9 protein-coding genes are annotated in these 16078 nt (G+C 41.9%); all 9 read right to left on the bottom strand.

Going from position 1 to position 16078, the window contains the following annotated elements; translation table 11 throughout:
- Positions 1 to 193: 193 nt before the first annotated feature.
- Positions 194 to 1666, bottom strand: coding sequence for a sulfatase family protein (locus OCK74_RS27345; protein ID WP_279300304.1), 1473 nt, complete (start codon positions 1664 to 1666; stop codon positions 194 to 196).
- 241 nt (positions 1667 to 1907) lie between these two features.
- Entirely contained in the window at positions 1908 to 6926 is a 5019-nt protein-coding gene (locus OCK74_RS27340) for a polysaccharide lyase family 8 super-sandwich domain-containing protein (RefSeq protein ID WP_279300303.1), read from the bottom strand.
- 121 nt (positions 6927 to 7047) lie between these two features.
- Entirely contained in the window at positions 7048 to 7740 is a 693-nt protein-coding gene (locus OCK74_RS27335; RefSeq protein WP_279300302.1) for an SGNH/GDSL hydrolase family protein, read from the bottom strand.
- Positions 7741 to 7744: 4 nt separating this feature from the next.
- Positions 7745 to 10216 carry a polysaccharide lyase family 8 super-sandwich domain-containing protein gene (locus OCK74_RS27330; RefSeq protein WP_279300301.1) on the bottom strand — a complete coding sequence of 824 codons (2472 nt, stop codon included), beginning with the start codon at positions 10214 to 10216 and terminating at the stop codon, positions 7745 to 7747.
- Between the two features lie 261 nt (positions 10217 to 10477).
- The gene (locus OCK74_RS27325; protein WP_279300300.1) at positions 10478 to 11731 is read right to left on the bottom strand and encodes a sulfatase family protein; all 1254 of its coding nucleotides are present in this window, start codon (positions 11729 to 11731) and stop codon (positions 10478 to 10480) included.
- The gene (locus OCK74_RS27320) at positions 11683 to 11961 is read right to left on the bottom strand and encodes a sulfatase-like hydrolase/transferase (protein WP_279300299.1); all 279 of its coding nucleotides are present in this window, start codon (positions 11959 to 11961) and stop codon (positions 11683 to 11685) included. Before OCK74_RS27320 ends, OCK74_RS27325 begins: the two co-directional genes overlap by 49 nt.
- Before the next feature lie 209 nt (positions 11962 to 12170).
- Positions 12171 to 13283: a glycoside hydrolase family protein gene (locus tag OCK74_RS27315; RefSeq protein ID WP_279300298.1), complete on the bottom strand. Its 1113-nt coding sequence runs from the start codon at positions 13281 to 13283 to the stop codon at positions 12171 to 12173.
- A gap of 281 nt (positions 13284 to 13564) precedes the next feature.
- Positions 13565 to 14938, bottom strand: a complete 1374-nt coding sequence (locus OCK74_RS27310) for a glycoside hydrolase family 88/105 protein (protein WP_279300297.1) — start codon at positions 14936 to 14938, stop codon at positions 13565 to 13567.
- 69 nt (positions 14939 to 15007) lie between these two features.
- Positions 15008 to 16078 (bottom strand): hypothetical protein (locus OCK74_RS27305; RefSeq protein ID WP_279300296.1); only part of this gene is annotated, 1071 nt, incomplete at its 5' end.

The following is a 16078-nucleotide window of genomic DNA, read 5'->3' as shown; positions in this document are numbered from 1 at the left end:
TTGACCGCTTCCACGTTGGAGGCGCCCACGATGTCGGCACCAGCTTCTGCCAGGGCAATGGCCATCGCCTGTCCCAGGCCCGTATCGCAACCGGTGACCAGGGCAGTTTTGCCTTTCAGTTCAAATTGATTTAAAATACTCATGATTGATGATTATAGTTGAAAATTGAGTTTGGCTACAAGAATTCAATATGTTATTCATTAACAACAAAACTATCATTTGTCTTTCGTAGCCATTGCAGCAGTTTTGGTCGTAAAACTTTTACCTGCTCATGATCTCTGTTGTATAGATTATTCAGTTCATAGGGATCGTTCTTTAAATCAAATAAGAACCCTTCAACAGTACTCCCCTTTTTCTGATAAGCAAGTTTATAACGTGCAGTGCGTATTCCCCTGAACCCTGCATTGAGCTTCACGTTACTACTCGGAACACCTCCCATAATGAACTGTTCTGCTGGCATTGGACCGCTTCTGTTCAGGAAATAACTGGCATAGCTTTGCCCATCAATGCTCTTAGGGATTGCTTTTTTATAACCCGTTAATTCCAATAGGGTTGGAAACAGGTCAGGCATACTACCTAAAAACTGCTCATCTATTCCCGGTTTTATTTTTTCCTTCCAATAAATAATTAAAGGAATGCGCAACGATTCTTCGTAAATATTATTTTTAGAAACCTCGTCATGTTTGCCCAGGCAATTACCATGGTCGGCAGTGATGATCACAATGGTATTGTCAAGAAGCCTATGATCTTTAAGCCCATTAATGAGCCTTCCAATTTGTTCATCGATACCGGTAATATTGGCATAATAATATTTTACATCTTTACGGTAGTCATCACCCATCGGGGTTCCTGCAGGCGGAATATTCGGATCGGTGAGCAGGGAATCCATCGGAATATTTTTGTATCGCGCATAATATTTTTCGGGGACAGTTTGATATTCTGAATGGGGAGGATTCATGGATACTACTAATGAAAATGGAGCCCCCTCCTTTCTTAATCCTTTTTTATTACTGATAAATTCAAGGGCTTTATCGACTTCATGCTCTGGTCCCCACTGATTGACATAGTGAAAGCTATCTCTGGGCGCTTTAGTATCCCAATACATTGGGTGATTATGAACATCATATGTACCGTAAGCATACCAGTAATCAAACCCATGCCTTTTTTCAAAAGGAGTCCATTCATTCCAGGCCAATTTTTCTGTATTGTTAGAAGTAGGAATAAAAGGTTTATGCGGAGAATCCAGGTGCCACTTGCCAATATAACCGTTGGAATATCCCTTTGCTTTTAAAATATCAGACCAACAAATCATATCAGCCGGCAATTCTACACCATAGGGCCCTGAAGCTGAATTAACATTGCTATACACTTTATTTTTTAGCGGGTATGTACCGGTCAACAACATAGCCCTTGCCGGCGAGCAAACAGGGTAATTGCTCACCATCTGCGTAATCGTCAAACTACCTTTTGCAAAAGAGTCGATGTGAGGTGTCTGCACCTTTTCCTTTCCTAAATAACCTATAGCCTGTTCCCTCCACTGATCAGCCAGAATAATGACAACATTAGGATTTTGGTTTGGTTTCTTCTGGGCTGTAGCAGGCAAAGTCTGTGAAAACAAAAAGAACATACAAATGCAAAGTATTGTCAGCGCATCATTCAATTGCATAAGAATCTGTTTTAACTGTACCATTTCTGAAATCTGCCTTTTTGCAGCGACCGTAATTTGAACCATTTTACTTGGGGGCAGGTTGTAAAGCTATTCTACCTAATAAGAAAAAAAGGGGCAATATCGTATCTGAATAGGGGTAATTTCAAATTGGCAATATAAAAAGAAGGGGCAGAAAGCCCCTTCCAAACATTACTACAGATTTTGAAATAAATAAAATCAATTAATAACCATTTGTCTTTTATTGTTTTAATACTTTTTCAGAGGTGATCTCATTTCCATTTTTCACCTGCACATAATAAATACCCGGAACTAATCCTTTCATGGAAACAGTTTGAGTCATTTTAGTGAGACGTTGACTTACCAGCAATACACCATTTGCATTGTAGAGTTGTATTATAGCACCAGTTTCTAACTTGCTCAAGCTAATGGTCAATATATCATTTACCGGATTGGGATAGAGTACGACCTTATGCGCAGTGAATTCCTCAGCACTTCTATCACTGTTCAGAGCAATGAAAACAGTTGAATTACAACTACCTAACTTGTCTCCATGATTCAAATGATCCTGCACATCAGCCGAAGCAATACAGATCGTCTTTTCATTATGGCAGATCATTACCTTGTCACTGTTCTTACCGCAGGTCACATCCAGGGTACTGATCATAGTTGAGGCAGTAGATGAGCATCCTCTAGCATCCGTTACGGTAACAGCATAGGTGCCAGCAGCACTAATGCTAATTGACTCAGAAGTATATCCTGTATTCCACAGGTAGGTATAAGGCATTGCCCCGCCAACCGGAACTATGCCTATGGCAAGAGAAGATGGACCATAACCTATATACAACGTGTTTTTTGCATCAACTGCTGGATTCATGGCGTATACAGCAGGAATGCTGGCATTCAAAGGCTCATTAATGTTAACAGTACAGGTCTTAATTGTTTGGTTCCCATGAATATCCGTTACCGTCCAGGTAATGGTAGAAAGGCCTGTATTAAACTGGCCGCTGGCGTCCACACTAGTTCCGGTTCTTTCGGTAGCACCGGTAATGGCATAAATGATAGTGGCCAGGCCACAATTGTCGGCAGTAGCTGCCGCTGGAACCTGGTAATTGTTGCTGGCTGCATAGCAGAACGATTGATTGGCCGGAGCAGTAACAACAGGTACTTCGTTGTCTGTTACCGTTACCAGTTGTATGGCGGTTGCCACATTTCCAGAATTGTCAACAGCAGTCCAAATTACCTTGGTTATACCAACCGGGAACACTGCAGGAGCATTGTTTGTAATGGATTGCACACCATCATTATCGGTAGCAGTAGCTGTACCCAAAGCCACATTGCTGGCGATAGCCGCACCGGCATCGGTAGTTACTTCCACATTAGCAGGAGCAGCAAGAACCGGAAGTTCAACATCTATCACCGTTAGTATTTGTTCTATCGTTGTGGCAGCTCCATAAATGTCATCACCTAGCTGAGAAGCCGTAATAGTGCTGGTACCTTTACCAACAATGGTTACGGTGTTGCCACTTATTGTAGCCACAGCAGTGTTGGAACTGGTGTAGCTAACCGGTAAGCCAGATGAAGCTGTAGCCGTTAAAGCAAAGGCTGAATCAGTGGTTGTTTTTGTAGGGATTGCTTCAAAGCTAATAGTTTGCGGGGTCAAAACACGACTTAACACAATTTCTACTGGTAATCCATCCACAGTGGTGAACTGAATCGTGGTTTCCCCATTGGCTGTCCCTGTTATGGCAGCCGCTGCATTAGCCTGGGTTATTTCCCAGTTTGTCCCTTTTATGGTAACGTTTATTTGCCTGGTTACAGATGGCGCATTTGACCTCCAGGTGAATCCGAGATCCGGATTGGTTACTGCAAGCTGAAGATTTTTTTGTGTTGAATTGTAACGAGACATTACCAGGCAAGGATAATCCGCGCCGGTTAATTGGCCATTGTTGTCGATTCCTGAAAGCGGGTTAAAAAATGAATATCCAAAAATAGCATTCCCGTTAGCCGGTTTGTATTCCACTATATGGGCAATACTGTCTTTACGGTGAACGGTATAAGGTTTGTTACCTGCAGCAACAAGATTATCTAAGTTGGTCATGTCAGCGGCTGCTGCCTTAGGCATACAAACATACTCATAACCTTTATCAGTAGGTGCCAGTCCGTGATCTATATAACCTATTGCGTAATTACCTATAGGATTAGACGAAATATTGGTTGGGGAAACTTGTGAATGCAGAGGAACTTGTTGGTCAGCCCTGGTCAGCTTGATGTCACCACTGCCGCTAAACACATAAAAACCGGTACCGTAATTATCTACAAGCCAGTGGTTGCCACTACCTGAATAATTGTTATCATAACTGCCTGCCTGCAACAAATTACCATCAACATTTACAACATCCTTGCCGGTTGCCGTTTTACGTTGAAATAAGGTGGTCAATGTTGTATTTGCAGCATCGTTGTTACCAATGCCTGAACCAAGACAGATCAGCATGTTGTCAAACGTAAATACGGATTTCTTGAAAACAAAGGTTGGATTATGGTTTTCTGAAGAATAAACGGTTCCCCATCCTTGATCTGTCTTTTCCTGAAAATCCATGGCAAACATGCCGTAAGTACCATGAATTGCTTTTAGGAAACTACTGTTTTTATTTACAAAACTTAAGGAACCGACAAATCTTTTCTGCTGTAGTTCATCTATTCTTTCTTTTTCGGCACGGAGTTTATCCCACGGAAGTCTGATAACTGTAGCACCTGGGGTGAAATTCCAATCCCAGGTTGTCACGTCGTAGCCATTTCCAGTCAGCGCATCTCCGGGATAAATGATATTAACGGCACCATAACTTTGATAGCGTCCGTAACGATTCGCATCTTCAAAAATCTCAGCACCAAACATGTTGTTATTGAATCCCTTGCATACAGCCAACCATCCATCTTTTCTGTAAATACCGGCCATGCTGTGATTGAACTGGAAATAACCTGAATTAAAAGGGGCTACAGTACTATTACCAAAAGGACCATAACCACCCCATACACGATTATAAAAGGTAGCCATCACAGGGTCTGAGGTTCCTGTACCCAGGATGCTTCCTCCTGCTACTGCCATAGCACGAAAATTAAATTTGCTGATGGTAGTAGCAATTTCTTCCGGTTTTCTTCCCGTCATGGTTAAGAATCTCGTAGTGTTATCATTGGTAAACATGAGTTGAGCCATGATTGCATCCCTTAACCGCAGGTAGCCGGCACTGCTCACTTCAAAAGAGGTTCCTCTTAAATAGGAAACAATATCAGCAGCACCATTTAAATTGTACATATAGGATGGATAAGACGCATTGTGATGAAAGCCGGAACCATCTGGTTTTATTCCGCTGTAAGCTGCTCCTGCTGTATAACTGGTAAAATTTTCCATAAACCGTTTGAAAGCAGTCATATAACGAAAGCGTTCATCTGCAGAGTCAATCCATTTTACATAAGCCATCGTAACATTTCCACTGTTTCCCATATGGTCGTCATTGATACCCCCATTGTAGTTAGGTTCCCAGAAGTAGCGAAAATTATTTTGTTGGTACAGTAGGTTTTCAAACAAACCTTTTACGTGTGGGTTGTCCTTAATACGTGGTATTAGTATTGCAGCTCGTCCAAAATCTCTATAGGAATATTGATTATAGTCTGCAGCAAATAAGCCTTTACACATTCTGTCTGATACCAGCCATACTGTGTTAAGGGCTTTGGTGAATATATCATTATCCTCAGGATGGAACTTGATGTATTGGGCAAAGGTTTTTAAGAATGCTGTTTGACCATAGCTGGTAACGGCTGTCTGAGCAGAGATGGTATATCCGCTTACCGTTATATTAAGTGCATTATAACTTGCTACAGCACTAGCAAGTGCAGCGGCTGTAGGTTCGGTAGTACCCAAATACGAGTCGGAAAAACGCTGTACAGCTGTATTAATCTCTGCTTCTACAGTTGGGTTAGAAGGCACTAATGGTAGATCAGGTACTAAGCTGATTGGGCATGGTGGTGGTGGCGGTGCCGGTGGCGGTGATGTAAGTATTTGATATTTTACAGCATTTCCTGTGTAGGTGACATCACTGGTATAGCCAGTTGTGTTTTTAATTGTACCAAAAGTTCCCGAAACAGTTCCAGGTGATGTTGATTGTGCAAAAGTGAGAAATGGTTGGTCTGTTGGGCTATATGCGTTGATGATGTCAACCGTCAGTGTTGTCGATGTTCCGATACTGATATTTCCGGTGGCGTTTAATTGATCGTAAGTAGTTACCGCTGTAGGACCTCCCGCTTGTACACGCATGGAGCCGTTGTTGGCTAATGTAAAGTTACCGTTTACCTGTAGGTTCCTGGTAGCCTTATCGCCGGAGGCAGTACCAAAATTCAATGAGTTTACCGTAAGATTTCCATTAATAGTAACAGGGCCTACCGCTGTAGACAAATACTCGCTATTAACGTTCAGTTCATTAAGAACCGCTGCTGCAGGATCAAAAGTAATTACTGTGGCGGCGCTGTTTGGAAGCGTAGCACTAGTTCCCGAAATGGTGAGTTTTGAATTGGCATTTCCTTTTATTAAACGAGTACTGGTATTTCCCTGCTTGATGGTAGATGCCTGTAAGTTATACCCATTAAGATCTAATGTTACAGTTGTTGCGTTGTAAATAAGCGGACTGTAGAACTTACAATTTCCTGCCAATGAATGGCTGGAACCAAGTAGAAGACCAATACTGATACTGTTTGCACTGGTGACACCTGTTGATAACTGAGTCAAACTAAGGGTTTTCCCGGTACCTCCTAAGTACACACCTCTAACGCTGTTAACGTCATGAATGGCTGTGGTTCCTGTAACATTCCCGTTTGCGCTGAAAAAATTACTTCCTCCAGATGCTGCTTGTAATGTTTTTATAGTTCCGTTCCAAGTAAGAAGGCCGGTAATTGTAAATGAAGAGGCCCAGGCATTGTTGTTGTGGATAATTGTTCCTCCCGCATTAATATTTAAGGCAGCAATGGTCATGGTGCCACTATTAGTAATGGAGGCCACGCCCCCATTTAAAATAATGAGATTGTCGGTAGCGGCAATGGCGACTGAAGTTAAGCCGGTAGTCCCATCCGGATTGGTGGTCCAGTTGGCGTTAACCACACCAGTGTTGCCGGCTAAGGTAGCTGTGGCTGAAGCCGTGTAGTAATCTGTAGCATTTGCAGCAAGGCTGACAAGCAACAGGTTGAGCAGAAAGAGTAAACTTCTTTTCATATAACTAGCAATTTTTGGTAGTGAAACGCAATTCGTTTATCGCTCTAAATTGCTAAACAACATTGGGAAGGCAGGGTGTGAAACGTATTAGTTTAGGGTGAAATTTGTCTTACTAAAATTATCAGCGTTGCTGCTTTGAATATCCCTGGCTATCATGCCCGAAAAAAGAAATGGTCAACAAAAAAATGTTGACCTGCAGGTTATTGGCCGACCAGGAAAATTCAAAAGCACGATTGCCCTGTACCGAAAATATATCAATCACGTTCCAGTTATTTGTATAGCGTCGGCTGATCAGCCAATCCGAATAAATATCGAGCACATTGGCATAAGCCTTACCTTTTCGCTCATCATATATGGGGCTTGTTATATGTATGATGGAAGCACCTGATTGTGTTACCTGCTCATGCATCCAGCTCATTCCTTCGCAAAACTTCTGAAACCGGTCATTGTCAAACGGCTGATAAATACCATCATTCATACCATAACATGCAAATACCAGGTCGGGCTTTATTTTTAAAATACGATCCAAGCGTTCATGCAAATCAGGCCGGGGAAATTTACCGCCGGCGTGATTAGATTCCGATAAACCTGAAACAGTTTCACTGGGCAATCCCAGATTAATTATTTCAACATGTTTTTCGGGATATTGAAGACGCAGGTAAGCATCTATACAAGATGTATAATAACCAGCATAAGTAATACTATTCCCTATGAAAACAATTCTTTTGACGTTACCGGGAATAGCATAAGGTTGAGTATAACATTGAATTTGAATTCCCAGGAAAATGGTTGCTATTAAACAGAAACGTTGCATATCATCAGAAGTTTAGTTTTTTCACTACAGGTTTACCTGCCAGTTTGCCCTGTGGCATTTCGAATACAAAGGATTTATTACCGAGGGCAACCGTAATTTGTTTCAGATCCTTATTCATTTGCGGGTCTTGCACGGAAGCCACAAACCCGTTGCCAATCAACTCAATTTGTACAATACAGGGATCGGACACAGTAATAGTAACGCCCTGCTTGTTCAGGGTTGTATTTCCCTTATAGAAAACAGCCTGGTAATTATTTTCATCCAACGACTTCACCGCCTGTATTAATGTATCGTTTTGCAATACTGCAAAAGGCAGCTTATTGTCCGGGTTATCCTTTCCGCAATAGACTACGTATCCATAAGTATCGTCTTTCACTTCCTGGCCATGATCGATCCAAAGCCGAAAAATGTTCACACTATCCGGCAAATTCTTCACAGAGCTGTTCGTCTTGTTTATTTTTAACCAATCGGCTTTTTTAGTTTCGCATACAAAGTAAGCCGCTTTGCTATATTCGGGTAAAACGGTATAAGCGAATTTATCCTGTTGTTTTACCCAAACGGCCTGCCCTTTATCAAAGAATGACTGAACACCTGGTTTTACCTTTTGCCAGGAACCATTGTTGAGCACTACCACATCATTCTCTTTTGCAGTTTGATCGATGGTGGTACGAATAGTTCCATCCAATTCAGGGCGAAGATTGCTGACACCAGCGCCTAAAGCAATCATATAATCGCCCAGCATAAAATATGCCTTGTGCGCCTGCACACCAAAAACACATTCGTTTTCACCTTTATTGTTTCCTTTATCATTTACATCTTCCCTGTCCGAACCATTCATTTTTTCAAAAACAAAACCTGCCACCGCATTTTCTCCTCCGGCAGTAGCAGCACCGGCAAAATTGAATTTGCTGCTATAACCTCTCCAGTTGGTAACTGGCTTTATATTATCCATGCCTTCACGTGCCGTTACACCGGGCGATGCCGTAACATCCCAACCACCATATACCTTCCGGTATTCTGTTCCGTTGCGCTGGAATAGCGTCATGCCATCATTATTAAAAAAGTTATAGCAATCTGCAAAATTGATAGCACTTTCAATTCCATCACACCTGTTGGAAGCCATGTTCACCATAATATGGTAATCACGGTTTTTCTTCATCAGGTCATCGTTATTAAAAAACCATCGGGTACCACTGTACACACCGGCTTCGAACTGTGGCATATTAATAGCTTTATTGTTGGCCTCCAGTATGAACTGTGTTATTTCCAATTGCTCCGGAGTGGTAAACGAAGATTTCCAGTCTTTCATCAGGCTTTTGGCGAGTCCTAACGAAGGAATCATACCACTACCTCCTCCATAAACTGACGAATAGCGATCTAAGCATGGAAGTTGGTTGCCTTTATAATAATACCAGTTGCCTCCGCTGAAAAAATTGATCAAAGTTTCTTTGTTTTCCTGCGTTAATTTCTTCTCCCATGGCGAGCCTTGCAACATCACCATCATGTTCAACGCGTTGTTTCCCCCGTCGATGGGATAACCCCAAATGAGGCACTGCTTGCCATGCCCCCATCCTGCCCCATCGGCCGTAAATCCTTCCGTCCAAAATGATTCATAATATGTTGCCTGGGAAGTCTGGCTGATACCCCGCTGGCATACTTCTGCCAACAGATCGATCATGGGAATGGACTTGTACATAAATGCAGTCGGCAATAGCGAACGATAAGCAAGTGCATTACCACCTACCCACCACACATGATTTCTGAACCGCTCTATCTGTACCACATTCTTGTCGGTGGAATCGTTGCGCAAGGGTTGTGTCCAGCATTGTAAAGCCACTTCTTTCAGTATCAAACAAGCATCCTTTAACAAAGGATTGTTGCTCTTGCCGGCTTCTGCTTCATCCATTTGTTTTAGCAACGAAAAATAAATATTCACTGCCGCTGTAGGAATTAGAAAACAAGATGCATGAAACCTTGGCGCGGCATTGTTACGGCCCGTTTCTAGATTGCCATAGTGAATGATGGCTTTGTAAAATTTATCAACCAATACATCGTTTTCCTTCATTTCACCTAGACGGTAAGCATCCGCTATTTTCCAAAGGCGGTTAATCGCTTCCGATACCACTTTTGCAATCACATCGCTTTGTGCCGTATATTTTGAAAGCAACATTTTTTCATCCGCAATCTTCATTTCCTGCTGCAGCAGGTCGGTAAATTGTCCATCGTCTCCAAGCAATGCATAGCATTCCCTGCTGCTCATTTTCATATCTTTCGCCAGCTGAGCATAGCGATAAGGCGTCTTATTGAAATACTCCCGGTACTTTTTGATGGAAGCTTCTTTCTCCGCATCCTTTACCGTCATGGCATGCGTGGAATATTTCAAATAGTTATCATAAGCAAGCTTTCGCTCTACATCCTGTGCCAGACAGTGCACTACAACATTGATGGCACAAATAACAAACAATATCCTTTTCATATTTCAGCTACTTCTTTATAATTCATTTTATTTCTTTAACATCCTGTCACACTAACAATAAAACAAATTGACTCATATAAATTATTATCATTCAAAACCTCTCCATCTATTTAGAGCATATTTGATTCGCTTATTGGTTGAATAAATCCGGTTAATAATCATGAAGACCTGATTTGCATTCAGCCCTCTGGTTGAAATAAGAAGGCCATTGCTTGTTGAAATCGTCTTCTACCTTTGTTGCTTCAAAATCAAAATTTATTACTAAGGAATAGCAAACCTGTCTCCTGTTTTTTGTAACCAGTATTGTAAGCGGGGAAGTAATTTCTTGACCATAGGATGATCCGCTCTGTAAATATTATTGAGTTCAAAGGGATCGGTTTGCAGATTGAACAAATATGGCTCAAGGCCACCCCCTTTTTTTGTTACATAGGCTAGTTTATATTGCTTCGTCCTCACACTCCTGAAACCTGAATGTTTGATTTGTTTTTGGTCGTACGACAATGCCCCTAGAATGAATTGTTCAGAGGGCTTGTTCCCTTGCCTGCTCAGGAAATAGGAAGCATAACTTTTACCATCCACTGTTGCCGGTATATTCTTTTTATACCCCGCCAAGTCGAGTAAAGTGGGATAGATATCCGGCATGCTTATCAGCAATTCATCATCAATACAAGGTTTAATTCTTCCTTTCCAGTAAACAAGAAGGGGGACTCGCAGCGATTCTTCGTAAATATTGTTCTTGGAATGTTCGTTGTGTTTGCCCAAACAATTACCATGATCGGCAGTAAACAGGACAATGGTATTATCCAGCAGCTTATTTTCTTTTAAGGCCTGAAGAATGCGCCCAATCTGTGCATCCACACCCGTAATATTGGCGTAGTAATTTTTAACATCCTTACGGTACTCGTCGCCCATCTTGGTGTCTGCCGGCGGAATATTAGCATCGGTCACTAAAGAGTCTATCGGAATGTTATTGTATGGCTCGTGATATTTTGCCGGTGCCGTATTATAAGGCTCATGCGGTGGGTTGATGGAAATCACCAATGAAAAAGGAGCAGACGTGTTTCTCACATTTCCCTTGTTCTTAAAAAAGTCAATGGCTTTGTCAGCTTCATGCTCCGGTCCCCATTGGTTTACAAATTGAAAACTATCCCGGGGGGCTTTTGTATCCCAGTACATAGGGCGATCGTGGTAATCGTAAGTGCCATAGGAATACCAGTAATCGAATCCATGCCGACGTTCGAAGGGTGTCCATTCGTTCCAGGCTATATCACCTTCATTGTTCTTGCAGGGAATATAGGGTTGATGAGGTGCATCTAAATGCCACTTGCCGATATAACCGTTTGAATAGCCCTGCTCTTTTAATACATCAGACCAGCAAACAATATTCGCTGGCAACTCAACACCGTAAACTGCCGATTTTGAATTGACATTGCAATGAACGCCATTTTTGTTGGGATAAGTACCAGTTAATAACGTAGCTCTTGCTGGAGAGCAAATCGGGTTGTTGGAAACCATTTGTGTAAGGACCACCCTTCTGTTGCCAGTGCATCAATGTTGGGGGTGTACACTCTTTCCTTACCTGTAAACCCGAGTACTTGTCCCCTCCATTGGTCAACTAAGATTACTACTATGTTCGGTTGCTTGTTTTTTGTTTGAACCGATGTTTTTTTATTAACTGGAATACAAAGAGAGGTGCCTATAACAAGGGTAATCCCCATTACTCCAAATAATATAATTCTTTTCATTATTAAACGATTTTTTATCAGGTATTTATGATTACTTTTCCGTTGTTAACAATCTGAAAAAGATGTTTTCGAATCTGCCTTTCTCTTACTGTAGCTCGCCCATCCGGCGTCTTACTAAAAAACCTCCACCAGCTTTAAAAGAAACATAATTTTTTACTATAGGTTTACCTGCCAGTTTCCCTGTGGTAATTCAAATACACTTATTCATTTTATTTTTTAAAAGGTACCACCATATTCCATGTGTGGGTGCCGTTTTCAAAACCTCCTAAGCCATCCATGGTTGCAAAAAACAAATAAGCAGGTTGCCTGTTTTGAAAAAAGATAAAAGGCCTTTCCAGTTGGCCCATTGTTTCAGTGGTACCATCATCCCACCTCAGCGTTCTGGAATAAGCTTTAGGAGACGGATCAATTGTCCAATGAATGGCATCTTTTGAGTTGGCCAAAACCCCTGCGCCTTTCTCTCCCGTATATTTTGCCACATGGTCTTTAAAAATCACGTGATAGCCTTTCTGATCCTTCCAAAAGAAAGGATCTTCAATTTCAGGCTGATCAGGCCCACCCAATACAGGTTGGTTGTTGTTCAATACTTTGAACTTGTCATAAATGCTCTTCGCACAGGCCAGCCCAAAACACATAGGCGAATAATGATCATTGCCTTCATAATTGCGGGCTTTAAAGATCATCAACACCGAGCCATCCGCTTCAATGATAGGACTTGGGTTAGAGGTAAGAAAACTGTAGAATGTATTGGGTTCGGTTTCCAAAACCGGTTCATCAAAACGTTTCCAGGGGCCGTAGGGCGAATCGGATATGGCCACGCCCACCCGTTTGTTGCTACGGCCCACGATGCACCATTTACTGGTAAGTGAAAACTCTTTCACGTTCGGCTCTTCAAACGGATGTGTAGAGCCCATATAGTACAACACATACTTGTTCTTGTATCTTAATACACGAGGGTTGTGCGTAGAGCGCCCATCCCAGTATTGCGCCCCTCGGGCTGGCAGGGCCACATCAGAAAAAGTATAAGGCCCTTCGGGCTTATCGGCCACTGCATGCACCACTTCCGACGCCACCATCCAGCCGGGGTGAAACAACAGGCTATCGGGCCAGCGGGAAGCATACATATGGTATTTGTTATCATCGCCTTTTATTACCGTGCTGCACCATACCCAATACCCTTTCATTGAAAAGGCAGGCGTCTTGTATGCTGCTCCCAACTGTGCATAAATTTGATTGGAGATATCCGCTTTTTGCGCCCAACTATTTTGAAGGCTTATTACTTGCAAAACAAAGGTCAAAACAATTACAGCATACTTTTTCATATCTATCATTTTAAGAAGCCCCAACAATCCCGTTGCTTTTCAACCAGCTTTACAACTCTTCTTTCGTCTTTTTTATTTACCTGGCGTTAATCATTCCTTATACCATTTTAAATTGAATAGTACGAGTATTGGTTTGCCTTTTCACGTTAACGACCAAATCATTGTACTATTCATTATTAATTGGTATTAGACCTATTGAACCTAAATAGGGTTGTGTTCCCCATTGCTTGTTAGGGATCGGGCCCAATACTAATACCCATTTAAAATGAGTTATATGGTAATCATATGGATGGATTATTAACTTTTGTTATCCTAAAAAGTTTACAACCACCTGGAGCGATTGATGTATGAAAAACAATTGCTTTTGGTTTGTTCTTATCGTTATAAATGAATTCGAATGGTACATGCACTCCGGTGAGAGCATCCTGCACTTGCAGCCCTTTTGCCTTTAGTTTTTTAATTTGCGATGACAAGGTCGTCCAGTCAACCATCACTTTTTCGTTTTTAATGATTGAATCCTGGTTAACCGCTTCAACCATTGCCGTATTTTTTTCGTGATGAATCGTTAAGCGCAGCATTTCGGAACCTGCTAATAAAAATGCACCAACACCGTAAACGTCTGTATCTTCATAGCCCACTTTATCGGGAGCAGCACCAATTGCCTGTACATATCCCAATTTGCCATTAGGATGGATAGACGTTGTAAGGGCATTCCATGCCTTTACAACAACCGGTGCATATTTCTTATAAGGAAGGATACCCTGGTTAATTCCCCAGGTTAAGGCATAGCAGAAGAAACCGGTACCGCTGGTTTCTTTTATCGGATAGGTATCCGGATCCAGCAAACTGGCATGCCAACTACCATCAGGCTGTTGTATGCTGGCTATTTTAGCTGACATATCCTTAAAAAGCTGGATAAATTGCTCTCTGTCAGGATGATTTTTAGGCATCACGGAAAGCACCCTCACCATGCCGCCCATTACCCAACCATTTCCACGGCTCCAAAATACTTTTGCCCCATTTTTCTCTTTCTTAGTGAAATATCGACTATCCCTGTAATACAAATGTTCTTCTTTATCGTATAAGTATTCTGTTGACTTCCACCACAGTTTTGATGTCGTATTCAAATACTTAGCATCTCCTGTAGCTTCAGTGAGATAAGCCAATGCAGGCGGCGCCATGAATAATGCATCGCACCAGGCCCATTCCCGCAAATGAATTCCTTTTTTCCATTCAAGGCTATCTGTATGTGGTAGCATGGCAATGGTATCCGCAAGCGACTTGAAGTCCTCAATGTACCTCGGGGCTTTATAAATTGTATAAAGCTGGGAATAAAGCTGCCCCACACAATAATCATCAGCAAACTGGCGATACTTGCCTATCTGCCATTTATTATCTTCTCCTACCTGTATAAGCTTTTTATAATAGGTTTCATCATTGGCAATTTTACCCCAGGCCATCATACCTGCATACATAGCCCCACTGGTCCAGTCTTTCTTCGAGTTTTTCCAACCTTCGGTTTCTAAGGTTGTCCATTGCCAGTCAGCAACCTTTTTCATTTGATAATAGATACTATCGGCACGTAATCCCGGTAGTTGGGCATGAGCCGTACAAACAATAAAGAGAATGATAATTAATGATACTTGTTTAGGCATTTGATTGATTTATTATGTTCTTTGATTGATACCATTTATGACCATACAGGCATCCTCCTGGTTTCCCGCTCATTTAGAAATGGGTTGATTATCGTAAACTGCAGGCGCCTGTTTCTGTAACCAAATAGTCATCCAGGCCGATCCCATCCTGGTTGCAATGGCTTCTTCTCGCCCAGGATAACTATTTTCACTGTCACCTTTATAGGTGTGCCTGTCGGCAAAACGATTTTGTTGCGCTAATACCTTATCGGTATGCAATTTCGCCCAATATTTACCTTTATATTTTTTCGACAGATTATCCCAGCCATATGTAAACGCTGCAATGTCAAGATTAGCGTATGTATCGTAAACACCTTGTCCCCAATCAGAACCTTCAGGATAATAAACATCAGCTGTTCCAGGCTTATACATCGGACCACCCGGCGCATTATAAGGAGGGGCTGAAAACGAGTGTGTAGTTATCGAATAGTAAATTTTATCAAGGTTAAAGCGTGCGGCTTCCGGTGTTGATTTTCCAACTAAAGAAAACACGATCGGTGCATTGATCATTGATGCAATTGCATTGTAAGTCGGATGAATGATACCATGGTTGATTACAAATCCTGGTTCTTCCATATTGGAACCGTTCACCCAACTGCTGACAGGACGCCCCTGTATAATTTTTGAGTTATGCAAATCAGAAGGCAGGGAAGTGGCTGCTATCATATATGCAACAGCCTTATTTAACCATTTATTTGAATGGGGATGGCTTGGTAACATTACCGCTGCCAGGTACATTAATTCAGCATTCCAGGCATCCTCTTCAATTTTAGAATCCCCCTTAAATATTACCTTTCCTGTACTGTCTTTATAATAAAGTGGGACTGTAGGAAGAAAACGATCTGCTTCTGCAACAATCATTTGTAAGATATAGGTTTGATCTTTCGGTGAAAAATCGTCCCATAAAAGCCAGGCTGAATATCCAGCAAAATAAGCCCAATGAGCCGCCTGCCAATCACCCCCCCAAACCTTGCGGGTATTGTTAATTTTATGATCATAAGCCACTGACCGGACCAATTGGATCGTCTTATCTTTAGCCTCTTGCAAGGATACTCCTGTTATGGAAGGATCATATATTCCCGTTTTAATGGCAATGGCTAT

It is taken from the genome of Paraflavisolibacter caeni (assembly GCF_025628885.1).
In the GTDB taxonomy this organism is placed as follows: domain Bacteria; phylum Bacteroidota; class Bacteroidia; order Chitinophagales; family Chitinophagaceae; genus Flavisolibacter; species Flavisolibacter caeni.
This window is presented reverse-complemented; position numbering and strand designations above follow the sequence as displayed.